The following is a 24,566-nucleotide window of genomic DNA, read 5'->3' on the forward strand; positions in this document are numbered from 1 at the left end:
TTGCTCATAATAATATCAGCCCTTACTTTGCTCATAACTATAGGCTGCACGAATAATATCCTTTTCTCCAAAATGTTTTCCAATCAACTGTAAGCCTATGGGAAGCCCTTTGCTGTCTGTTCCGCAAGGAAGACTGATAGCAGGTAGTCCGGCCAGATTAACGGATACTGTGTAAATATCTCCAAGATACATTTTTAAAGGATCTGATAAACTCTCACCCAGTTTCGGTGCAGTAGAAGGAGCGGTAGGACCAAGAATAATATCATATTTTTCAAAGGCTTTATCAAAGCCTTCTTTAATACGCGCTTTTACTTTTAATGCCTTCTTATAATACGCTTCATAGTAACCGGAACTTAATACAAAGGCACCAATCATCATTCTGCGTTTTGCCTCATTTCCAAAGCCTTCACTTCTTGTTTTCTTATATAATTCCTGAAGTCCTTCAAAGTCCTCTGTGCGGTATCCGTATTTTACACCATCATATCTGGATAAATTAGAACTTGCCTCAGCAGATGCTATTACATAATAGGCCGGAATGGCATAGTCTACCACATCAAGTTCAAATTCCTCTACAATAGCGCCTTTTTCTCTTAGCACATTAGCTGCTGAAAGAATACCTGCCCGTACTTCTTCATCTAAGCCTTTTCCAAGGTATCCCTTTGGAATACCTATTTTCATATTTTTTACATCATCAACCAAAGCTTCTGTGTAGTTATAATTCTCTCCCTCCAGGGAGGTTGAATCCTTGCTATCATAGCCGGATATAATATCAAGTACTGCCGTACAGTCGGATACATTTCTGGCCATTGGTCCGATTTGATCCAAAGAGGATGCATAAGCAATTAAACCGTATCTGGAAACTGTACCGTAAGTTGGTTTTATTCCAGTTACTCCGCAAAAGCTGCTGGGCTGGCGAATAGAGCCTCCGGTATCAGAACCCAGAGCATAGAAGGCTTCTTCTGCTGCTACTGCGGCTGCAGAACCGCCGCTGGAACCACCAGGTACGTATTCCGTATTATGAGGATTCTTCGTTTCACCAAAATAAGAAGTTTCTGTGGTGCTTCCCATAGCAAACTCATCCATATTTGCCTTACCTATAACCACTGCACCAGCATTTAATAATTTTTCTACCACCGTTGCATTATAGGGCGGGATAAAGTTATAAAGGATTTTTGATCCACAAGTGGTTTTCGTCCCTTTTGTACAAATATTATCTTTTATAACCATAGGAACACCGGCAAGGGGTGAATCAATTTTTCCTTTATCAATTAGCTGCTGCACTTCTTTTCCACGGGCAAGTGCATCTTCCTCCATAACAGTAATATAGCAGTTATATTCTTTATCCTTAGCTTTAATTTGTTCCAATTGAGCTCTAACTGCTTCTTCCACTGTTATTTCTTTATTCTTAATTTTCCTGCCCAGTTCCAGAGCAGATAAACTTGTTAAGTCCATATTTACCTCAATTCCAGCGCTTTAGCGCTTTTAACTACAATCATTCAACAGTTTTAGGAACCATGAAACAGCCATCCTTTTGTTTAGGTGCATTGCTTAGCAGGATGTCTCTGTTTGGTCCGTTGGTCACTATATCTTCTCGAAATACATTCTTGACCGGAAATACATGTGACATAGGCTCAATATTATCAGTATTCAACTCATTCATGGTATCCATATATTCTAAGATACTTCCTAAATCTTTTTTAGCCTTTTCTTTTTCTTCCCTGTTTAATTCTAATTTTGCCAGAGCTGCCACATATTCAATGGTTTCATCTGTAATATTCATAAATTTCTTCCTTTCCGCGCTTATGACTATTATGATTCATTTATATAAGCTTAAGTGTTTATAGTTTAATTACATTATCTCATTTATAACATTTTTTTGTAACATTATAGTATCTGCCCATTACTGCTTCTAAGGTTCCAATCTGGATACATCTCTGGGGAATAAAGTTGTTTCCCTTACATTTTGTTCATCAAGGAGTTTCATAGTAAGACGTTCCAATCCTATCCCCAATCCGCCATGAGGGGGCATTCCGTGTTTGAATATCATTAGATAGTTACTAAATTCCTCCGGGTCCATACCCCTTTTTATCATTTTATCCACTTGTGCTTCATAAGAATGTATTCTTTGTCCGCCAGTTGTAATTTCCATCCCCTTAAATAATAAGTCAAAACTTAATGTGAACTTTGGATCAGTTGGATCATCCATAGCATAAAAAGGTCTTTTCTTGGAGGGATAATGTGTTACAAATACAAAGTCACTGTTATATTCTTCTTTAAAATATTTTCCGATTAAAGTTTCTTCTTCCGGTTCTAAATCATAAGGATCTTTTATTTTTCTATCATATTTTTCAGATATGAGAACTTTTGCTTCATCAAAACGTACTGCCGGAATATGAGAAGCCTCCGGAATGTTAATACCTAATATTTTAATTTCTTTCGGGTATTCTTTTTTCAGGAACGCAAAGATATATTTTAGCATAGCCCCTTCCATATTCATGATATCTTCAAATCCATCAATATATCCCATCTCAAAATCCAGACTGGTATATTCGTTCAAATGTCTTGCAGTGTTGTGCTTTTCTGCACGAAATACCGGTGCTGCTTCAAATACTCTATCATAAACACCTACCATTGTTTGCTTATAAAATTGAGGGCTTTGAGCCAAAAAGGCTTTTTTACCGAAATATTCTAATTTAAATACATTGGCTCCACCTTCTGCATTTCCGGCAACAATTTTCGGTGTCCGTATTTCTGTAAAATGTTGTTTAAACAGGAAATCACGAAAGGCCCTCACAATACCTTCCTGAATTTTAAATATAGCTCTCTCCCGAATGTTCCTTAGGGAAATCGGTCTTAAAGATAATTTTGCTTCCAAGGAGGTATTTAATTTCCATTTACTAATAGGAAGAGGCATTATAGCGTCCTCTGCTGGTACTGATAATATGCGGATATCTGTTAATCTTACTTCAAATCCGTTTGGTGCACGGTCTTCTGCTGATAGGATTCCTTTTGCTTCCACCGTTGCACCTTCTCTTATATTTTTTAATTGGAAATCCTGTACTTTACCTTCTTCCAATACACATTGAACCAATCCTTGATAATTTCTAAGAATAATAAAAGAAAATTGGCTCATATCACGAATGGTATGAACAGCTCCTTTTATAGTAATTTCCTTTCCTATCCAATCACCGGATAAAACGTCACTGATCTCAAATATTCTTTTTTCTTCTAAACCTTTTATATAATCCATAGTATCCTCGATTCTGGCGTTTTAGCGCCTTTAATAATGACAGCAGCTTTGTGCTCCAGCACAAATTGCCATTGAAAAACATTATTTTTCAATCTTCTCCTTTCACCTGTTTCTGTGATCCTTATCCTACATTACCATCCGACAAATTGATTTTTCATAACATAATAAGTTTCTTTTATAAATCTGTCCTTGATTTCAATTCAAAAATAATTTAGGATATATACCCGAAACAAATAAAAAAGTCCCGAGTATATAGGATACAGTGTTTAATCTGCAACATATATACTCGGGACGGGATACTCTTTTAGATTTATTTCCCGCGGTACCACCCGCTTTGAGAATCGAAATTCTCCTCTCTTTTCACTTAACGCGTGTCACGCACGAACCTACTACAGTCAGTCTTAACTTCCCATTCAATTCGTGAGCTCCAGAGTGTTCCTTCCTACGTCTATCATCAAAGGTATGCTCTCAGTCGGTGACACACCATTCCTGTCTATAAATGCAATCCACATAGGTCAGTCTCTTTCACAGCTTATTTTATATTTGATTTTAAAAATATACAAAAAGGCAAAGGTATTGTCTGTTTGTGTATTCAACGCCTTTGCTGTTGACTTATATTAACATATAACATTATATATTTCAAGAGCAATTTTTACACATTGTTATTTTTACAATTTATTTTTAATGAGTTGTGTTAATATTATTAACAATATTTATTTAATTATAGATAATATATAACTATAATAATCTTCATCCAATATACTTTCTGATATAAGGAACTTATTGTTTACTATTTTGTTCATAGTACTGATATAATCTTCAGGGAGTTCTTCTTCAGACAATTTTATTATTTCTTTTGTTTTACTGTTATACATAACCTTATCCGTAATAAAGCTTCGATTAGAAAATATAACTAGCGGAGGAGAGTCCGAAAGAATATCCTTACCCATAAATAATCTGGAATCATAAGACAGCCCGAAGAGATTAGACAAGGTAGGCATAATATCCAGGCTGGAGCATGGTTTATCTATGAAAATTGGTTTCTTTATACTTCCGGACCATAGGATAAATTGATTTTTATAAAGTTCAAAGTTTTCCTCTACTTTGTGTCCTGCCAGTTCATCAATTTTATCCTTTTCCAGCCCATAGGGATAATGGTCTGCACTGAGGGCAATCACGGTTTTATCTGCAATTCCTTTCCTTTCTAATTCCCCAATCAGCCTTTCCAAAGCTCTGTCCAATTCTATATTGCAGGCTATATAGGCTTTCCCTTCCATAGAATAGGGTAAATGATCTACTGCCTCTTTATTTTTAGTAGACATTTGATTCCCATGAAATGTGTAGTTCATATGTCCGCTTACTGTCATATAATAAGTATGAAAAGGCTGGTCATCTATATATTCCGGCATGGTAACTTCTATCATTTCCAAGTCGGATTCCGGCCAGCTTTCTGTTATTTCAAGACCATTTCCCACTCCTTTATAATCATATCCCATATTAGGATGAGATATTTGACGCTTATAATAAGTGTAAGTGTGATTATGATAAGCACGGGTGCTGTAACCTATTTTATTAAACTGGTTTCCTAAGGCAAAGGGCATAATATTGCTTCCACTTTCATAAAAACTGATAACTCCGGACTTAGGTATTAAACTTGTACAAGCTACATACTCTCCATCTATGGTACTTGCCCACCATAAAGGAGTATAAAAATTCTCAAAAACAAATCCTTCATGAATAAGTTTATACAACGTAGGCGTGATTTCTTTATCCACAGCCCATGGAGAAAATCCCTCCGCTGTCAACATAATTAGGTTATAGCCTTTAAACATCCCTGTATATTTATTTTTCCTGGTAGGTTCTGTTGAAGCGAAATATTGATGCATCATTTTTACGGTTTCCTTGGTTTCTTCTTTTGCTAAAGCCTCAAAATCAATGGCCAATATATTAGGTGATGTATCAATGGGAGTTGGCGTTGGTATTGCCTTTTTTACCACATCTTTTTCTTTGCTGTTTTTATTGTTAACTGTGTCTTTCTTATTTTCCTTAATACCTGCTGCTATTGTTTTGGGACTATTATCTAATAGCAGCCCCGTGTTCAGGGTAGTACCGGCTTCTTTGACAATCAACCGTTTCACATCAAATCTGGTACTTGTTAACACTCCTAATTGTTCTACACTCATTTCCGGAACCCAGGTTCTATGATATATATCATAGGGAGAATAGGTTTCCTTACCAAAGATAGGAAGGATAAGCACTCCAAAAAATTGCACAACAATAAAGCAAGTTAACGCCGTAACTTGAGAACCTATAGGTTTGCTATTCATATCAATTTGTTTCTTTTTCATGAGTATTTTTAAGATAATCAGAGGTGTACATAATAAGAAGATTCCAATCAGATTATTTCCAATGGCCGCTAAAATCTGATCAAAGAATTCTAACACGTCTTTCCCAACCACTCCAACGGAATAGATAGAAAGAAAGGTTTTAAAGACATAGTTATAAACAAGCTGGGTGCTGAATATTAAACATAAAGCAGTGGTAAAAATCCATATAAGCACTTGGTTTAGCTGTTTGCCAAATATTCCGCTGATAAATCCAAGTACAGCCCCCACCGGTATGGCAAATACTATGGGTAATAGTATTTTGCCATCCAAGCTTTGAAAGGTTAGAAGATGGAAAACCACTTCCAGATAAATTATAATTAGCTGGTAAAAACAAGTTATTTGGAACAAATGGCCTTTACCATTCCATAGGTTATGTATGCTTTTTAAAATAGCCACATGTAAAACCTGTTCATCCCCATTACTTTCCTTTTTCTCCTGATTAAAAATGTTATTTTCTACTTCTTTTATAAAATTTCCATTCTTAATTTTATGAACTATAGAAAGCAGTTTATCTTTTGGGCTGATCTCAATTCGAATTTTCTTTTGTGTCAATCCATTCTTTTTTGGATTATCACCGGAGATAGATTCCTTCCCTTTCTTTGAATCTATCTCTTTGTTATTGCTCATGAATTGCGCCCCCCAATCACCATTGATTCATTTCTAAAAGAAAATTCTATTTCTTTCTTATTTCCTAAATAAAATCATAACTCACAGTACCTTTTCCATCTTTACTGTGTATCTTGGCCATAGCTCCGTTAACTATAGTCATCTGAGGTAATTTATGTCCAATATCTGCATCTAATATAATAGGAACATGGAATTCCTCTAATACAGACAGAACCGCTTCATCATAGGAAATATCATAATTCGGATTAAAAAAAGCAGGTCTTCCGAAAATAAAACCTTTTGTATATTGAAACCATCCGGCTTCTTTTAATTGCCACAATCCTAAAGTTATAGCTTCACTATCCAGTGCAAAACTTTCTAAATACCAAAGAATTCCGTTTTCTTTATACTTCTCAATAAATTCCTTCGTTCTATCAAATCTTGTACCTACCATATGAAGTAACACATCCAGGCAGCCCCCTAATAATCTGCCTGTCATGCTGATTTCATCTTCCCCCTGTAAATTTCTCCAACAGACAGGTTTTTCAAGTTGATAGCCTTCTAATCCGGTAATCCTGTCATAAAAACCGTCTTCATATTGATCAAAACTATGCACTGTATTTATATCTCCCTCCACTAATTGAAGGTTATCTTCCATGGCTTTATGCCACACTTCCATTCCAAAATCATTAAAATTACAGCCATAAAGAGTAGCTATATCACAATGGGTAGTTATGGTATAAGTTAAACCTGTATTATCAGAATATCCCTGTATCCACTTAGGGTTAGCCTTTATATGATTAAAATCCATTAAAGGAAGCATTTCCAGCAGAAAGTCGCCGCCTTTTGCAGATATTATCCATTTTACATTATCATTATTTATTAGTTCAGCCAATTCTTTTGTTCTTGTCCCTGCATCGGTACTTCTTCCTTTGTTACTGGTTCGGACATGTGCTGTTTCTATGACCTCATACCCTCTTTTCCTTAATTGTTCCTTACCATTATTAAGCCTTGTAAAATCTGTCTCTTTTTTATTACCCTCTGAGGGTGCAGTGATTCCAATTACATTACCTTTCTTCACGTATTCCGGATATATCATAATGTATTTCATTCCTTTCAGATATATTATTTTCTATGTTTTAATCAAATTATTAAATATGTGGCATTGTAAATGTTTTTAAAGATACTATTAAAATAAACCTATTTATTACAGAACATTATATTTTAAATGTATTCTAAGGACAAATCCAATATTCCGTACCAATACATTATACATGAATCACATAAGATTTTCCATTATAAAACCAAAAATTATCTAAATATTTACCCATAATAATTTAATTTTTATACAAATATTCCAAACCAATCGCCATATAATTATTCCCCAAGGTATATAGGAAGTTGTAATCATCAGAAATAGGGAGTTATTCACTAGTACTCTCATAGTGATTACTCCCTTTTCCAAATATAATATAATTTGATTTATAACATTATAGCTTCTTAATTCTTTCTATTGCTTCAAGGGTGTTCTCATAAGTACCAAATGCAGTTAGACGAAAATATCCTTCTCCCCCTGGGCCAAAACCGGAGCCCGGAGTTCCCACTACATTAGCCTCTTTTAATAAATAATCAAAGAATTGCCATGATGTCATATCCTTTGGTGTTTCAAGCCAGATATAGGGAGCATTAACACCACCGGATACATTGTAACCTGCTGCGGTTAAACCTTCACGGATTACTTTTGCATTCTTCATATAATAAGCAATTTGTTCCTTGGTCTGTCTCTTACCTTCTTCTGTATAAACAGCAGCACCTGCCGCCTGAATTATATAAGGAGCACCGTTAAATTTAGTACCGTGCCGTCTTGCCCACAAACTGTTCAACATTACACCGCCACATTTTAATTCTTTTGGAATTACGGTAAAACCAAGTCTTGTTCCGGTAAAGCCAGCATTCTTAGAAAAACTTCTGATTTCAATGGCACAGGTCTTAGCACCGTCACATTCATAAATAGAGTGGGGCACATCCTCTTCAGAAATGTAAGCCTCATAAGCCCCATCATATATGATTACAGCCCCTGTTTTGTTGGCGTAATCAACCCATTTTTGCAGTTCTGTTTTATTAATGGCTGCTCCTGTGGGGTTATTTGGAAAACACAAATATATAATATCCGGTTCCTCTTTAGGCAGTTCCGGTGCAAAATTAGTTTCCTTGGTACAAGGCATATAAATAACATTACTCCATTTGCCCTGCTCCGGCAGATAATTACCGGCTCTTCCTTCCATAGCATTGGTATCTACATAAACCGGATAAACCGGATCGCAAACCGCAATTTTATTGTCTGCATCAAAGATGTCTCCTATATTACCGGAATCACTTTTTGCACCATCGCTGATAAAAATTTCATCAACAGCTATGTCAACCCCTCTTTTTTTGAAATCATTTTCCCCTATGGCACTTCTTAAGAATTCATAGCCAAGATCAGGTGCATAGCCTTTAAAGGTTTCTTTAACTGCCATATCATCCGTAGCTTTATGCAGTGCTTCAATTACTGCCGGCACCAGTGGTAGGGTAACATCTCCAATACCAAGGCGGATGATCTTTTTATCAGGGTTTGCTTCTGTAAATTCTTTTACCTTTTTACCAATATCAGAGAACAAGTAACTTCCAGGTAATTTTAAATAATTTTCATTTATTTTAAACATAAATTTCTCCTTCAAATACAGTTACCGCAGGCCCTGTCATAAATATAGTGTTCTTTTCCCTGTCATATTTTACCTTAAGTTCACCGCCTAATAATCTTACCCTTACTTCATCCTCTGTTAATCCATTTAGAATACAGGCATATACACTGGCACAGGCTCCTGTTCCACATGCTAAGGTTTCACCGGAACCCCTCTCCCAAACCCGCATATCAATTGTATGCCTATCAATTACATGAATAAATTCCGTGTTTGTTCTCTCCGGAAACATAGCATGGTGTTCAAACAAAGGACCTATTTTTTCAATATCAATGGATTTTGTATTGTCTACAAATACAATTGCATGGGGATTACCCATAGAAACACAGGTCATTTCGTATGAAATCCCGCCCACTGTTATAGGCATAGCAACAATCCTTTCCCTGTCCGAAACCACAGGAATTAATTCAGGAACTATAATAGGTGTTCCCATATCTACCGTAACTTCTGTTACACGGCCCTCTTCTACTTTTAAATCCAGATATTTTATACCTGCACCGGTTTCAATTGATATATTTTTTCTATCTGTCAAACCATAATCATAAACATATTTTGCAACGCAGCGTATGCCATTACCGCACATTTGTGACCGGGAACCGTCTGCATTGTACATATCCATCATAAAATCTGCTTTATCAGAAGGTTTAATTAATATAAGCCCATCCGAACCAATTCCAAAGTGTCTGTTGCTAACCTTAATTGCTGCTTTGGATCCATCCTCCACAGATTCCTTAAAACAATTTACATATACATAATCATTGCCGCAGCCTTGCATCTTTGTAAATTTCATGTGTGCCTCCTATATTGGAATATCTGCAATTTATAAATATTAACAAATAGCTGGAATGTGTAACCTCATTCTTTTAAAGTAAATTCAAAATCATTTCAGCCATTTCAACCATATTAATTCCACTGTCCATACTGTTTTTTTGTATATATCGATGTGCTTCTTCTTCTGTCATATTATTTCTAACCATAAGCACTTGCTTGGCTTTATTGATAGCAGCTTTTTCTTCTTCTGTTCTGCCCTTTTGCTTTTCTTTCCTCTTACGCCTTGTATAGTTATAGGTCATCATTTGCAGCGTATTAAGCAAATCATTGATTTTTAGAGGCATTTTAAGGCAAACAATATTACTTTCCTTACTTTCTGCTAATTTTGTTGGCGAAGCAATCAAAAGCATTTCAAAACCTTTTGGAAGATAGTTATTCAGTTCATTATAATACATGTCGGAAAGCCGATACCCGGAAATTACAATTCCTCCATCCAATTGATCTGTAATACTAATTACCTGAGCACCTGTAGTGCAAGTAGAATTCACTTCAAATCCGTTTTTAATAAGAGTATTTTTAATACTTTTCGCATCATCTATCTTTGGAAATGCAACTATAATACTCAGCACATCCGATCACCTCCATCGCTTATTATGCTGATTTGCTTTCTCTTATTAAATACGATGTAAGTATTGATCAATTTCCCACTGAGACACTTGAATAATATATTGATTCCATTCTTCTTTCTTTGCTTGAACATATTTGGTAAATATATAATTTCCAAGTACATTTTTAATAAATTCATTTTGTTCCAGAGCTATCGTTGCTTCTTTTAAATTAGCAGGAAGGTACTTAATTCCGCACTGCTCCATCTCTTCTTTTGTCATAGCCACAATATTCTTATCCACACTTTCCGGAGGGGTAAGTTTATTCTTAATACCATCTAAACCGGCAGCTAAGCACACTGCCAATGCCAAATATGGGTTTGCAGCCGGATCCGGACTTCTCAATTCCACTCTGGTATTAATCCCTCTGGATGAAGGAATACGAATCAAAGGACTTCTGCTGGTGGCGGACCATGCAATATAGACCGGCGCTTCATAACCTGGAACCAGTCTCTTATAAGAGTTCACGATTGGGTTGGTAATGGCAGTGATTCCCTCCATATGTTTCATCAATCCGGCTATAAAATGATAAGCATCTTCACTTAAGCCCAGCTTACCTTCAGGGTTATCAAATATATTTTTCCCGTCTTTCTTAATAGACATATTAATATGCATTCCTGAACCATTAATTCCATACTTTGGTTTTGGCATAAAGGTAGCATGGAGTCCATGTCTCTTTGCTATGGTTCTTACTGCCATTCGAAAAGTCATTATATTATCTGCGGTTTTAACAGCATCATCATATTTAAAATCAATCTCGTGCTGTGCCGGCGCAACTTCGTGATGGGAAGATTCTATTTCAAAACCCATATCTTCTAATGTAAGTACCATTTCACGCCTTGCATTTTCACCGGAATCCAATGGGCCTACATCAAAATATCCTCCTCGTTCCTTTGAGCTATTGGTAGGTTCCCCATTTTCTTTCAGGTCAAATAAAAAGAATTCGCATTCCGGTCCCACATCAAAGGTATATCCTAACTGTTCCGCTTCTTTTACAACCTTTTTCAATATATTTCTTGGATCTCCTTCAAATGGTGTTCCATCCGGCTTATATACATCACATAGAAATCTGGCTACCTTTCCTTGCTGAGGCCTCCATGGAAAAATTTCAAAAGTATCAAGTTCCGGGTAAAGATACATATCCGACTCTTCAATACGGGCGTAGCCTTCAATGGAAGAACCGTCAAACATACATTCATTATCCAGCACTTTTCCCAATTGACTTGTAGTTACAGCAACATTTTTCAGGTTACCGAATATATCGGTAAATTGTAAGCGGATGAACTCCACATCCTCTTCTTCTACCAATCTATAAATATCTTGTTTTGTATAGTGCCTCATATTGTTTTCGCTCCTTCATTCATATTATTATTGTACTGATATACGTAAACGAAAAAAGCAAAGGTTTTCCTATTCTATTACAGAACACCTTTGCCATGCTGTATTTATGATAACAATCTAACTATTTTTTGTCAATCAGTTTTCATTTATTTATTTCGCTACATAACGCCATTAATACAAACATCCAAGTAGTTGGGATCATTTTTCAGATCAATGATTTGCTTATTATGAATATTGCGGACAATCGGCCTTAAAATACAATCAGAATAATTATGCATAACAATACCTTGGGTACCATCACTTAATGCAACACAGGTTCCTATAGGGTATACTGCAATACATTTTGTAAAATGATCTACAATATTATAATCATATCCTGTATTTCCTGCTCCAAGCAAGTATTCCAGAACTTCCGAAGCTTCAAATGCTTTTCGGTAAGAACGGTCGGAAGTCATGGCATCATAAGTGTCTGCTACAGCAAGAATTCTACCAAAGGGTGATATTTCCTCACCTTTTAGACCTCTGGGGTATCCGGTTCCGTCAAATCTTTCATGATGCTGTAAAACACCCACTTTTGTTGCTGAATTAAGGTTATAAGAGCTTGACAACATATCGTATCCTTTTTCCGGATGTTTCAATATTACATCAAATTCTTCCTTAGTTAATTTCCCCTTTTTATCAAGTATATCCAAAGGTACGTATTTCTTTCCAACATCATGAAGCATACCGGAAGTCCCCAGCTCAATCAGTTCTTTTCGGCTATACTTCATTTTAGCGCCAATACAGGTAGATAATATTCCAACATTCACACTATGCATAAAAGTATATTGATGATGTCCGCACAGGCGGTTTAAATTAATCACTACATCCTTGCTCTCAATGACACTTTCTACTATTTCAGATATTAAGGGTTTTAATGTATCTAAATTTCCTTTATTTCTTAACATCTCTTCCAATCGGAATGCTGCTTCCAGTCTGATTTCATCATCAACTATATTATTAATAACAATATCTTCCGATATCTCATCTTCAATGTAAACACCTTGATAACCAAGTCCCTTTAACCGGCATATGATTCCTTCTGTTAACTCAAAATTTTCTCGAACTAAAACTAATCCATGTGCTCCATAAATAGGTTTAGCTAATTTAGTACCGGACATTACCTTATCTATTGAAAGAAATCTCATTACAATATATCCTCCAGATTTCGCTTATGTTCTCCACCTTAAAATACCTTTTTTGTCATATACTGTTACATTATATCACATGAAGTCAAATAATGGTACATATTTTTTTTATTTATATACAAAAAATATTATAAACAACCAAAAATGGTTCACATAATACAAAAGCTGTCGCAAAGTGTATTATTTTGCGACAGCCTCTGTATGTATTGTAACGAGTTTGTAACTTTTTATTCTTATGAAAGAATCATTCTATCATTTGCAAATTCACCGCCGCTTGCACTTTCGAATTTGGCTAATAAATCGGCTACTTTTAGATTTTTCTTTTCTTCTCCTGAGACATCGTATATAATTTTTCCTTCATGCATCATGATTAAACGGTTTCCATACTGAATTGCATTTTTCATATTATGGGTTACCATTAATGCAGTAAGTTTATTGCTTTCCACAATATGCTCTGTTATTTCCAGTACTTTATTAGCAGTTTTAGGATCCAGTGCTGCGGTATGTTCATCTAATAGTAACAGCTTTGGTCTTTGTAAAGTTGCCATAAGTAAGGTTAGTGCCTGCCTTTGTCCACCGGATAGAAGTCCTACCTTGGATGTTAATCTTGTTTCTAATCCTAAATCCAGAATCTTTAAGGCCTCTGTATATTTTATTTTCTCTTCTTTGGAGATTCCCCATCTCAGTCCTCGCTTTTCTCCTCTGCGGAAAGCCAAAGCAAGATTTTCCTGAATCTCCATATTCGCAGCAGTTCCCATCATAGGATCCTGAAAAACTCTTCCCAAATATTTTGCTCTTTCGTATTCGGGCATTCCTGTTATATCTACTCCATCTAATATAATGTTACCTGCATCAGGTACATGTACGCCGGCAATCATATTTAGTGTAGTTGATTTACCGGCACCATTACCTCCTATAACAGTTACGAAATCAGAAGGATTCAGATGTAAGCTTAATCCCTTTAAAACTCTTTTTTCATTAATAGTTCCGGGATTGAATGTTTTATATACCTTTTCTATTCTAAGCATTATTCTTCCTCCTGTATAACTACAACTTTTTTCTTTCTAAGTACCGGAATAGAAAGGGCTATGGCAACAACAACTGCAGTTAAAAGTTTTAAATCACTGGTGTCTAATCCTATATGCAACACTAAGGCAATTATAATACGGTATATGATGGAGCCTACTATAATGGCTATTAATTTATGAGCAAATGAAATCTTTTTGTGAAATATTACTTCACCTATAATAATGGAGGCCAGGCCGATTACGATAGCACCAACACCCATAGTTACATCCGCATATCCCTGGCTTTGTGCAACCAAAGCTCCAGATAATGCGATAAGCCCATTACTGACAACCAACCCTATGATAATGTATTTATTGGTGTTTCCTCCTTGTGCTCTTACCATTGCTTCGTTATTACCGGTAGCCCTTATGGCACAGCCCATCTCTGTTCCAAAGAACCAATATAAAAATCCGATCATTAGAGCAGAGAATAAAACTCCTAATACTATGACAACCAAAATCTGTAGTGTGGAATCTTTCATGCCTAATTCTTTTGCCGGTGGTAATAAATCTTTTATCAAAGTAATAATTGTGCTTTTATCACGTAAAAAGGGTGTATTGGATTGACCCATAATTCTTAAGTTTATTGAATATAAGGAAATCATGGTTAAAATACCTGCTAAAATGGAAGGTATCTTTAATTTTGTATGTAGTAGACCGGTTATAGCACCTGCCGCCATTCCGGCCAGAGTTGCCACAATCAGGCTTAAAAATGGATTCCAGTTAAATCCTGCCACTAATAATGCACATACACTTCCTCCCGTTGCAAAACTTCCTTCACAAGTCATATCCGCAAAATTTAATATTCGAAATGTAATATATATTCCAAATGCTAAAATGGCCCAAAATAATCCCTGGGACATGGCACCCAGTATTGCCAGTAATAAATTCATATTTACCTCTTTTCTGCAGCTATAATACTGCCCTTACGTTCATTTGAATCTGCCTTATTTTTACTTTTTTATAATGCCTTATTCTTCTTTTCTATAGGACCTTGTTTTCTCTTTTCTATAAGACAGCGAAAAAAGACTTTGCAATGCAAAATCTTTTTTCAATCCAATTATATTTATTGAACTAATTTTACTATTTGATTCTTCTTACATTAAATTTCTATTTATTTTAAATCTCCAGGAATTTCAATACCTAGCTGTTTTGCAACATCTTCATTAATAGTTAATTCACAATCTTCCTCAGCCAGATAGCCAATTGGCATATCTTCCGTTTTTGCTTTTCCCTCAATAATTTGAACAGCCTGCTGACCGGTTAACTTACCAAGTTCATAGTAATCAATTCCGTATGTAGCCAATCCACCTGATTCTACCATTCCTTTTTCACCGCAAATAATCGGTAGTTCACTGGAATTTGCAACCATAGCTACCGTTGGCATAGCCTTTGCAATCAGATTATCCGTAGGAGCATAGATAGCATCCACTTTTCCAATTAGGGATTCCACTACCTGTTGAATTTCGTTGGTATTGGATACGGTAGCATCTACAGTTTCCAATCCAAATTCTTCTGCTGCTTCTCTTGCTATCTGTGCTTGAATTTTAGAATTAGTTTCACTTGATGTATATAGAATGGCAACCTTTTTAGCATCAGGAATTAACTGTGTTAATAACTCAAATTGTTTTCGAACCGGTGTTAAATCGGAAGTTCCGGATATATTTCCCCCTGGTGCTTCATTGGATTCTACCAAACCTGCATCATAGGGATCCGTAACAGCTGTTACTAATACGGGTATATCCTTTGTAGCATTCGCAACTGCTTGAGCGGAAGGTGTTGCAATTGCTAATATTAAATCATTGTTATCATTTACTAATTTAGTTGCAATGGTATTGGTATTGGATTGATCCCCCTGGGCATTTTGATAATCTATCTTTATCTTTTCACCGTCAACATACCCTGCTTCTGCCAATGCATCTACAAATCCTTTATAAGATGCATCTAATGCGGCATGTTCTACATACTGACTTACTCCTATTGTGAATACCCCATCTTTCTTACCGCAGCCAGTAAGTGCAGTACTAATTAGTCCTAAAATTGATAAAATTACCAATGTTTTATTCCTTTTTTTCATAATAACCTCAATTCCGGCGCTTTAGCGCCTTTTAAATAATGATAGCAATCTGTGTTATGGACAAATTGCCGGTTGAAAACTTGTTTTTCAACCTGACCTAGATTTGGCGCTTTAGCGCGCCTTAATTACCCCTGTCTTTAGCACATAGTCGCTTTAAAGCTTTAGTGCTTTCACTTAATAAAGTCTACTATAAAAATTTATTTTTGTCAATTACTTTTCAGCAACTTTCCTGTAGTTTTATTACTTTTCACCACCAGCCCATTGTATATAATTCTGATTTATTTTTCTTTGAAATAGAAGGCTGATATGATATAATAAAAACGGAATGAGAAAAATGCAAGCTTGCTTGAATTTTCTGAGTGGAGTCCCAAGATCCATGAACAAGCTTTACGTTCATGATATAATAAATAGGCAAATTACTATTCCCTATATATACATATAAATAGAAAGAAGGTATAACTTGACAGAAGAAATTAATAATCTGAATACAGATCTAAAAGAATTATTCGTAGATTCCAAATTTGATAGAATGCAAGAAGTTCTTGATAAAATAGCAGATAGTACTATTATGGAAATAACCCTGTATAATTACGATATTATAAGAAAATATTATGAAGCAGAACGATATAACTTACTTGCCCAATTTATTAAATTTGTGGCATATTCCAGTTTTCTATGTGAATATTCCATAAAACATCAAATAATAAGCAGTGATGAATATGAAAAAATGTATGAAACATTTACAAATATCTATATTAAAATTAAAGAAGAAAAAGAATAGTTGATTCAATCATAAAAAATATGGATATCTCCTGGCTTTATAGGAGATATCTTTTTTATTTCACAGTTCCAGATTCTTTTTATCTATAAATTCTTTACTTTCTAACTACTTCCACATGAATGAAAAAATTCTTTTAAGCCAAAGATAACTATACCATGTGAAATCGTAGTATTATGCACGGTTTTTAAAGGGTATAAAGATTGTGTTAAGGTTTCTTAATATCAATTGTAATCCCCAAATTAAAGTAGTATAATCCACATTTGCTTTCAAAAGTTTAGCATATTTTTTTACATTATAGAAAGAAGGATTGGTGAAAATTGAGTAATAAAGACATTGTTTCAAATGCAAAAGAATCTATTTTTAAACTTCCTGTTAGTGAAGTCTATGAAGCACTTGGAACCAGGCCGGGGGGACTTGCACAAACGGAAGTGGAAGAAAAGCAGAAAGAACAAGGTAAAAATTTAATTGAAGAAAAGAAGAAAAAATCTTCGTTGCTTATCTTCCTTGGTAACTTTACCCACTTAATGGCGATTTTATTATGGATTGGCGGTGCCGTAGCTATTTTTGCAGATATGCCTCAGTTAGGTATTGCTATATTTATGGTAAATATCATTAATGGTGTTTTTAGCTTTTGGCAGGAACATCGGGCAGGTAAAGCAACAGATGCCTTAAGAAATATGCTGCCTTCTTATTCCCGTGTTATTCGTGATGGAGAAGAGCAAAAGATTTTAGCACAGGATTTGGTAATTGGTGATATAATTCTTTTAGAAGAAGGTGATAAAATTTCTGCGGATGCCCGCTTGATTGAAACCAGTGATTTACAGGTGAATCAATCAACCCTTACCGGAGAATCTAATCCTGTCCGTAAAACAAGAGATGCTGTGTTAAAAGATGACCTGACAAAAGCAGAAATTCCCAACTTAATCTTTGCTGGTACCAGTGTGTCAGAAGGTAATGGTAAAGCTATCGTTATGGAAATTGGCATGAGAACAGAGTTTGGTAAAATTGCAGGCTTAACTCAGAACATGGAGAAAGTTGAAAGCCCTCTGCAAAAAGAGTTAGACCGGTTAACAAAACAAATATCCGTGATTGCAATCGGTTTTGGCGTATTCTTTTTTATAGCTGCCTTATTTTTAGTTAAGGAACCGGTTGCTTCAGCATTTATATTTGCTTTAGGCATGATTGTGGCATTTATCCCGGAAGGTTTATTGCCAACGGTTACCTTGTCACTTGCTATGGCGGTACAAAGGATGTCAAAACGCAATGCTTTAGTAAAAAAACTCTCTTCTGTTGAAGCCTTAGGAAGTACTACGGTTATCTGTACTGACAAAACAGGTACATTGACACAAAACGAAATGACCGTTAACCATTTGTGGTTAGCAGGTACACAATATGAAGTATCCGGTGTAGGGTATGGACCGGAAGGGAATATCCTACATGGTGGTAAAAAAGTGACTGCAGATGATAATGAAGATCTGAACCTGCTGCTCACAGGTGCAGCCCTATGCAGCAATGCAAGATTATTACCACCTAGTGAAGAGTCTCCACGGTTTACTGTATTAGGCGATCCCACAGAAGCCTGTTTAGGTGTGGCGGCAGAAAAAGCAGGTATTGATGTACACAGACAAATGGAAGAAACACCTCGTTTACGTGAATTGCCTTTTGAATCGCGCCGTAAAAGGATGACCACCATACATCAGCTGAAACAGCCTATAGAAGGAACAAAACGTATTGCTTATGTAAAAGGTGCTCCAAAAGAAATTATAAAATTAAGTAATAACATTCGTATAGACGGAAAAGTTGAACCACTTACGGAACAGATGCGAAAAGAAATTATGGATGCAAATGATACTTATGCACGGGATGGCTTGCGTGTTTTAGCTGTTGCCTACCGTTTACTTCACAAAGATGATAAGATTCCTGTTGCGCTAAGTGAATATACACCTGAAATTATTGAACAGGACTTAATATTTGTTGGCTTAGTGGTTATGGCTGATCCTCCCCGTCCTGAAGTGGCTGCTGCCGTAGAGGAATGCCGCCGTGCGGGAATCCGTATCATAATGATTACAGGTGACTATGGATTAACTGCCGAAAGTATTGCAAAACGCATTGGTATTGTAAAAGGTACTCATCCACGTGTGATATCCGGTATGGAGTTGGAAGAACTATCTGATGAGCAGCTAAAAGAATACTTAAAAGATGAAATTATATTTGCCCGGGTTGCACCGGAGCAAAAACTAAGAGTGGTATCTAACCTTCAGGAAATGGGTGAGATCGTAGCAGTTACAGGTGATGGTGTAAATGACTCACCAGCCCTTAAAAAGGCCGATATTGGTGTGGCCATGGGTATTGCAGGAACTGACGTAGCAAAAGAAGCTGCGGATATGATACTAACAGATGACAACTTTGCTTCTATTGTTCATGCTATAGAAGAAGGCCGTGCAGTTTACAGCAATATACGTAAGTTTTTACTGTACATTTTAAACTCCAATATGGCAGAAGCTGTTCCATCCGCTTTATACCTGTTTTCAAGAGGCACTATTCCTCTTCCCTTAACAGTAATGCAAATATTAACCATTGACTTAGGTACTGATATGCTGCCGGCATTAGGTCTAGGTACAGAAAAAGCGGAAAAAGGCATTATGGAGCAGCCCCCACGTAATCAGAAAGAACCTCTTTTAAATAAAAAATTAATTATTAAGGCCTTCTTATGGTATGGCTTACTAGGATCTATTGTTTCTACCATTTCCTATTTCTTTGTAAATATGCAAAATGGATGGCCAAATGTTCCTCTTGCAGGAGGAATTGATCCTGTATATGTAAGAGCCACTACCATGGCACTTGCTGCAATAGTATTTGGCCAAATTGGTGCTGTATTCAACTGCCGAACAGAAATACAATCTGTATTTAAAGTGGGTTTATTCAGTAATAAACAAGTAAACTTCGGAATTATATTTGAAATAATCTTAATAGCAGCCTTAGTATATTTTCCACCATTTCAAACTATATTCCATACTGCCCCCCTTAATATAACAGACTGGCTGTTATTATGTGTTTGGCCTCCGTTAATTTTATTTATTGAAGAGGCAAGAAAAGCAATGCTTCGTAAAAAAAGTGGTAAGGACTATTAAAATAGAGAGGTGAATTATCATGAAAGTAATTATTGTAGGTTTAGGTAGAATGGGTAAAGGTTTAGCCCTTAATCTAGTGAAAAAAGGGCATCAGGTTACTGCAATTGACTATAAGCAGGAAACTTTGGATGATTTAGGTCCCGATTTTAAAGGTTCAAAAATTTTAGGCTTTGGATTTGACCGTGATATATTAAGTAAAGCCAAAATTAATCAGGTGGACGCTGTTGTATCCTGTACTCAAAGTGATGAAGTAAATGCTGTTGTTGCAAGAATCGCTAAAAATATTTACCGTGTCCCCCGAGTCATTGCAAGGCTCTATGATTCAAGTAAAGCAGATATCTACCGTCGTTTAGGTATACAGACTATTTCAACAACTACCTGGGGAATCGAAAGAGCAACCGAAATTATAACTTTTAATCGCTTAGACAGTGTGTTTGAAATGGGAAATGGCAATGTAAACTTAGTGCGTATTGAAGTTCCAGCCCTTTTAGTCGGCCATAGGGTAAATGAAATAACCTCCCTTGGTGAAATCCATGTAGTTTCCATTAGTAGAATTAATAAAACATTCATCCCTACTTCCGGAACCATTTTGGAAGCTGATGATGTTCTTTATATTTCCCTTATTTCCTCTGCTATAAGTAAATTGAAATCCATGTTGGACATAGTATAAAAGAAGAAGGTTGAAAAACAAGTTTTTCAACCAGACAATTTGTATTGGGAACACAAATTGCTATTGTATTAAAAAGGCGCTAAAGCGCCAAAATCGAGGTTAGGTTGAAAAACAAGTTTTTCAACCAGGCAATTTGCGTTGGGAACACAAATTGCTATTGTATTAAAAAGGCGCTAAAGCGCCAGAATCGAGGTTAAGATGAAAAACAAATTAATAAAAAAAGCAATGTGCGTTGGGAACACAAATTGCTATTGTATTAAAAAGGCGCTAAAGCGCCAGAATCGAGGTTAAGATGAAAGTCATAATAATAGGTGGAGGACAAGTGGGATCCTACCTTGCTTCCTTATTAATATCAAATGGTCATGAGATAAAAGTTATTGATAACCGTGAAGACATCGTTTATAAACTGGAAAACGAATTACCAAAAGAATCAATTATATTTGGCAGTGGCTCTGATCCTGAAATCTTAAAGCAAGCTGGCATAGAAAATGCAGATGTAGTTGCAGCCGTTTCCGGTGCTGATGAAATTAATTTAGTAGTTTCCACTCTGGCTAAAATGGAATTTGGAGTACCACGAGTAGTTGCCAGAGTAAATAATCCTAGGAATACCTGGTTATACAATGATGGAATGGGTGTAGACGTCTATGTAAATCAAGCAGAAATAATGTCACATCTTGTTGTAGAGGAAATGGACTTAAAGAATATGTTCACATTGTTGAAGCTTAGCCGTGGAGATTATTCCATAATCCAAATTAAAGTTGGCCAGCATGCAAAAGCAGCTAATGAATTCGTAAAAGATCTATCCATTCCAAAGGAAACCGTTATTATAGCAGTAACACGTAATGAATCCGTTATTATCCCCAAAGGAGATACACAGATATTAGTGGATGATGACATATTACTACTTACTGATGAAAAAAGCCGTGATGCATTAAAAGAAATATTCGGGTAATGAATAATACCTGACCGAAGTATTTCAGAGGTTGTAATATAATTTCGAATGCATAATTTTAAAAGGTTGCCGTAAACTATCATTAAGAATGCAAATACAGTTATACTGAATTTACCCTCAAAATGATAGTTTGGGGCAGCCTTTCCTATTAATTGTGAACTTTTTGTGAAATTAGCACTCAACTCTTGACAGTGCTAATTAGAGGTGTTATATTACATATAGAACAAATATAATAAAGCTTATAATTACATAAGCTTCATAAATAAATTTTTCAAGGAGGAATGTATATGTTATTACCAAGACTTTTTAATGACAAATTTGTAGACAATATTTTCGATGATATGTTTTCTTTCCCATCAGCTTTCAACGTATCTTCTTCCAGATGGATGAGTACTAATGTAAAAGACCTGGGAAACGATTATCAACTTGAAATTGAACTGCCGGGTTATAAGAAAGAAGACATACAGGCACAATTAAACAGCGGTTATTTAACAATATCTGCGGATAGACAGTCTGCTACCGAAGTAAAAGATGAAAATGGTAAATACATCCGCAAAGAAAGCTATAGCGGTAAATGCCAAAGAAGTTTTTATGTAGGTGAAAGCTTAAAAGAAGAAGATTTTAAAGCTTCCTTTAAAGACGGTATTTTATCCGTTGTATTTCCAAAAGAAAAAGGCCAGAATAATATAGAAGAGCAAAAATATATCCCTATTGAATAATGAAAACCTTTAAAAACCACTTAAAGAAGGGGCTGTTGCAAACTTGCAGCAGCCTCTTCTTTTTACACTTATATAATCCCTGAAAGGATTACTTGTTTGTCTGTAGACCTTTATAATCAACAGACTATTTTGTCTTAGCGTCTTTTTTAATATCAGCAGCTTTATTTGTGTTAACAGCCAGGATAGATTGTTTTGCTTTCTTCGGCATTAGCACATAACTACCGCCCTTTGAAATATTAATTTCAATAAATCCGCCTTTACCAATTACTACAGATGAAGTAGTTGTTTCCTCCAATCGGAAGTCATAACTATTCTTACCAACTGGAGACTTTTCATTAAACAGGTATATATACTCTTTATCTCCAGCTTCAAATCCTTTTTGGTTTCCAACATATACTCTAACTTTTGCTGTAACAGGCAGAACACCTTTTTCTTTCAATTCCAGAACCAGACCTCTGTGTTTTGCATTATCAGGAATTGTGGAGTTAATTAAGTTAAATATCTTATTTCGTTTATTAGGTTGCAGAATTTGTAGTAATACATTTACATCCTTTAATACTTCTTTTGATTTACCTAATGCTTTACCATCAAAAGTTATGGAATAGATTTCTTGTTTCTTATCATCCGTTATTACAACACGGATTGTTTTATTTTGCTTTCTGGCTTCATTGATTACATCTTTTCCTAAGATAATTTCATTAAATATAATCTTTTCCTGGGAAGTGATTTCTTCTGGAATTGGAATTGTTATGATTACTTCATTCACGTTCTTTTCTTTTAATAATGCAGTTAATTTGGAAGTATTCATTCCAACAGATACGTTAACTTTTACTTTTCCGCCTAATGCCTTAAACTGTTCTATTATATATTCAGGAAGAATGTTTAATGTAACCATGGCTTTATTGTCTTTTATGGAAGATGCAGAGATACCTGCTTCAATAAATATATCTCTCTTAATATCATCTTTCTTTTCACCTTTTGTAACAACCATTCTTAATACAGAACTGGTTTTACTGTCTGTTATTCTAGTCTCTTTAACGGTCTCTAATATTTTGTTGGTCTTTCGATCCATAATTACTTTCGTAATGTCTTGTATTTGATTGCCTTTACTGTCTATGGATGTTTTTGTGGTTATAATTTCAAGTTTGGTTCCATCTTCACTAATGTTTTGCTTTACAGAAACATTACTTTCAGATCCTGTTCCACTTGATGGATTAACAGGCGGAACTCCCGGATCCGTTGGGTCCGTTGGTTTGGTTATAGTAATTTCAGCACGGTCACGTACACGGATTCTAGCACCTTCCCTATCCATAGAAGCTAAACCAACTACTTTAACCATATCACCTACTTTAAGGTTTGTTGTTTGATCCTTACCGGTGGAACTTAAAATATATCCATCAATAAATACTCTGACAGAAACACCGCTGTCATCCTTTACTATAAAGTACGATACAACATCTTTTACTTTTTCTACTTTGGTAACTTTACCTTGAACTTTGATTAATTTGCCGCCTGTCTTTACATAATTGGCAGCATCTGCTGTAGTTACCAATTCCGCTTCTTTCAGGTTAATACCGGAATCGATTATTTCTTTTTTAGAAGCGGTTAATACCAGGTCATTCTCATATATATTTAATTTGCCTGTAATTCTTACCTTTTGACCAAGTTTGATTTCCAGCTTATCAAGAAGAAGGATATTTACACTAATACCACCAGTTGCATCCTGAACATAAATGATATCAGCAAAAGCATTACCAGCTTTTGTTCCTGCTGTTATATAACCTTCAACGGTATATAATTCATCAACTTTACCTTTACGTACTTCCGCTATATGGGTGATAACAACAGGTGGAATATCCTCTAATACAATTTCAGCACGGTCACGTACACGAATTCTAACACCTTCCGTATCCATGGAAGATAAACCGATTGCTGTAACGGTATCACCTTCATTAAGTTTGGTTGTAGGGTCCGCTCCAGTTGAGCTTAAGATATATCCATTAATGAATACTCGGATCGGAACTCCGCTTTCATCTTCTACCATAAAGTGAGATACTGTACCCTCTACCCTTTCTACTTTGGTTACTTTGCCATGAACTTTGATTAATTTGCCGCCTGTCTTTTCATAATTGGCAGCATCTGCTGTAGTTACCAATTCCGCTTCTTTCAGGTTAATACCGGAATCGATTATTTCTTCTTTAGAAGCGGTTAATACCAGGTC

General features: G+C 35.7%; 19 protein-coding genes. 5 read left to right on the forward strand and 14 right to left on the reverse strand.

Annotated features, from left to right (window positions below):
• Positions 1 to 15: 15 nt before the first annotated feature.
• From gatA to BM183_RS01530, 13 genes are all read right to left on the reverse strand, one after another.
• Positions 16 to 1,452, reverse strand: coding sequence for an Asp-tRNA(Asn)/Glu-tRNA(Gln) amidotransferase subunit GatA (gene gatA / locus BM183_RS01470; RefSeq protein ID WP_091683893.1), 1,437 nt, complete (start codon positions 1,450 to 1,452; stop codon positions 16 to 18).
• A 40-nt stretch (positions 1,453 to 1,492) separates the two neighbouring features.
• Positions 1,493 to 1,780 (reverse strand): Asp-tRNA(Asn)/Glu-tRNA(Gln) amidotransferase subunit GatC, encoded by a 288-nt coding sequence (gatC, locus tag BM183_RS01475; protein WP_091683895.1) that lies wholly within the window; start codon positions 1,778 to 1,780, stop codon positions 1,493 to 1,495.
• 129 nt (positions 1,781 to 1,909) lie between these two features.
• Complete coding sequence (gene aspS / locus BM183_RS01480) at positions 1,910 to 3,250, reverse strand: aspartate--tRNA(Asn) ligase (RefSeq protein ID WP_091683897.1); 1,341 nt, start codon at positions 3,248 to 3,250, stop codon at positions 1,910 to 1,912.
• A 713-nt stretch (positions 3,251 to 3,963) separates the two neighbouring features.
• Positions 3,964 to 6,264, reverse strand: a complete 2,301-nt coding sequence (locus tag BM183_RS01485; RefSeq protein WP_091683899.1) for an LTA synthase family protein — start codon at positions 6,262 to 6,264, stop codon at positions 3,964 to 3,966.
• A gap of 64 nt (positions 6,265 to 6,328) precedes the next feature.
• Positions 6,329 to 7,342, reverse strand: a complete 1,014-nt coding sequence (locus BM183_RS01490) for a S66 family peptidase (protein WP_170847854.1) — start codon at positions 7,340 to 7,342, stop codon at positions 6,329 to 6,331.
• Positions 7,343 to 7,733: 391 nt separating this feature from the next.
• Positions 7,734 to 8,948: an LL-diaminopimelate aminotransferase gene (locus BM183_RS01495; RefSeq protein ID WP_091683903.1), complete on the reverse strand. Its 1,215-nt coding sequence runs from the start codon at positions 8,946 to 8,948 to the stop codon at positions 7,734 to 7,736.
• Positions 8,941 to 9,774: a diaminopimelate epimerase gene (dapF, locus tag BM183_RS01500; RefSeq protein ID WP_091683905.1), complete on the reverse strand. Its 834-nt coding sequence runs from the start codon at positions 9,772 to 9,774 to the stop codon at positions 8,941 to 8,943. Before dapF ends, BM183_RS01495 begins: the two co-directional genes overlap by 8 nt.
• 73 nt (positions 9,775 to 9,847) lie before the next feature.
• On the reverse strand, positions 9,848 to 10,384 hold the full coding sequence (locus BM183_RS01505; RefSeq protein WP_091683907.1) for an ANTAR domain-containing response regulator: 537 nt from the start codon (positions 10,382 to 10,384) through the stop codon (positions 9,848 to 9,850).
• 45 nt (positions 10,385 to 10,429) lie between these two features.
• On the reverse strand, positions 10,430 to 11,761 hold the full coding sequence (glnA, locus tag BM183_RS01510) for a type I glutamate--ammonia ligase (RefSeq protein WP_091683909.1): 1,332 nt from the start codon (positions 11,759 to 11,761) through the stop codon (positions 10,430 to 10,432).
• Between the two features lie 158 nt (positions 11,762 to 11,919).
• On the reverse strand, positions 11,920 to 12,948 hold the full coding sequence (locus tag BM183_RS01515; RefSeq protein WP_091683911.1) for an HD-GYP domain-containing protein: 1,029 nt from the start codon (positions 12,946 to 12,948) through the stop codon (positions 11,920 to 11,922).
• Positions 12,949 to 13,181: 233 nt separating this feature from the next.
• Positions 13,182 to 13,976 carry an ABC transporter ATP-binding protein gene (locus tag BM183_RS01520; RefSeq protein WP_091683913.1) on the reverse strand — a complete coding sequence of 265 codons (795 nt, stop codon included), beginning with the start codon at positions 13,974 to 13,976 and terminating at the stop codon, positions 13,182 to 13,184.
• Entirely contained in the window at positions 13,976 to 14,908 is a 933-nt protein-coding gene (locus BM183_RS01525; RefSeq protein WP_091683915.1) for an ABC transporter permease, read from the reverse strand. The genes BM183_RS01520 and BM183_RS01525 overlap by 1 nt, the downstream gene beginning before the upstream one ends.
• A 221-nt stretch (positions 14,909 to 15,129) precedes the next feature.
• Positions 15,130 to 16,092, reverse strand: a complete 963-nt coding sequence (locus BM183_RS01530) for an ABC transporter substrate-binding protein (RefSeq protein ID WP_091683917.1) — start codon at positions 16,090 to 16,092, stop codon at positions 15,130 to 15,132.
• A gap of 460 nt (positions 16,093 to 16,552) precedes the next feature.
• Between BM183_RS01530 and BM183_RS01535 the strand changes: the two genes are divergently transcribed.
• The 5 genes from BM183_RS01535 to BM183_RS01555 all read left to right on the forward strand — a co-directional run bounded on the left by BM183_RS01535 (position 16,553) and on the right by BM183_RS01555 (position 22,345).
• Entirely contained in the window at positions 16,553 to 16,873 is a 321-nt protein-coding gene (locus BM183_RS01535; RefSeq protein ID WP_091683919.1) for a hypothetical protein, read from the forward strand.
• 317 nt (positions 16,874 to 17,190) lie between these two features.
• Positions 17,191 to 20,004 (forward strand): cation-translocating P-type ATPase, encoded by a 2,814-nt coding sequence (locus BM183_RS01540; protein ID WP_207650119.1) that lies wholly within the window; start codon positions 17,191 to 17,193, stop codon positions 20,002 to 20,004.
• 19 nt (positions 20,005 to 20,023) lie between these two features.
• Positions 20,024 to 20,674: a potassium channel family protein gene (locus BM183_RS01545; RefSeq protein WP_091683921.1), complete on the forward strand. Its 651-nt coding sequence runs from the start codon at positions 20,024 to 20,026 to the stop codon at positions 20,672 to 20,674.
• 292 nt (positions 20,675 to 20,966) lie between these two features.
• The gene (locus tag BM183_RS01550) at positions 20,967 to 21,626 is read left to right on the forward strand and encodes a potassium channel family protein (protein ID WP_091683923.1); all 660 of its coding nucleotides are present in this window, start codon (positions 20,967 to 20,969) and stop codon (positions 21,624 to 21,626) included.
• A gap of 287 nt (positions 21,627 to 21,913) precedes the next feature.
• Positions 21,914 to 22,345 carry an Hsp20/alpha crystallin family protein gene (locus BM183_RS01555; protein ID WP_091683925.1) on the forward strand — a complete coding sequence of 144 codons (432 nt, stop codon included), beginning with the start codon at positions 21,914 to 21,916 and terminating at the stop codon, positions 22,343 to 22,345.
• A gap of 124 nt (positions 22,346 to 22,469) precedes the next feature.
• Here BM183_RS01555 and BM183_RS01560 read toward each other — a convergent pair whose 3' ends face one another.
• Entirely contained in the window at positions 22,470 to 24,500 is a 2,031-nt protein-coding gene (locus tag BM183_RS01560; RefSeq protein ID WP_091683927.1) for a hypothetical protein, read from the reverse strand.
• Between the last annotated feature and the right edge of the window lie 66 nt (positions 24,501 to 24,566).

The sequence above is a fragment of the Anaerocolumna aminovalerica genome (genome assembly GCF_900115365.1).
GTDB lineage: Bacteria > Bacillota > Clostridia > Lachnospirales > Lachnospiraceae > Anaerocolumna > Anaerocolumna aminovalerica.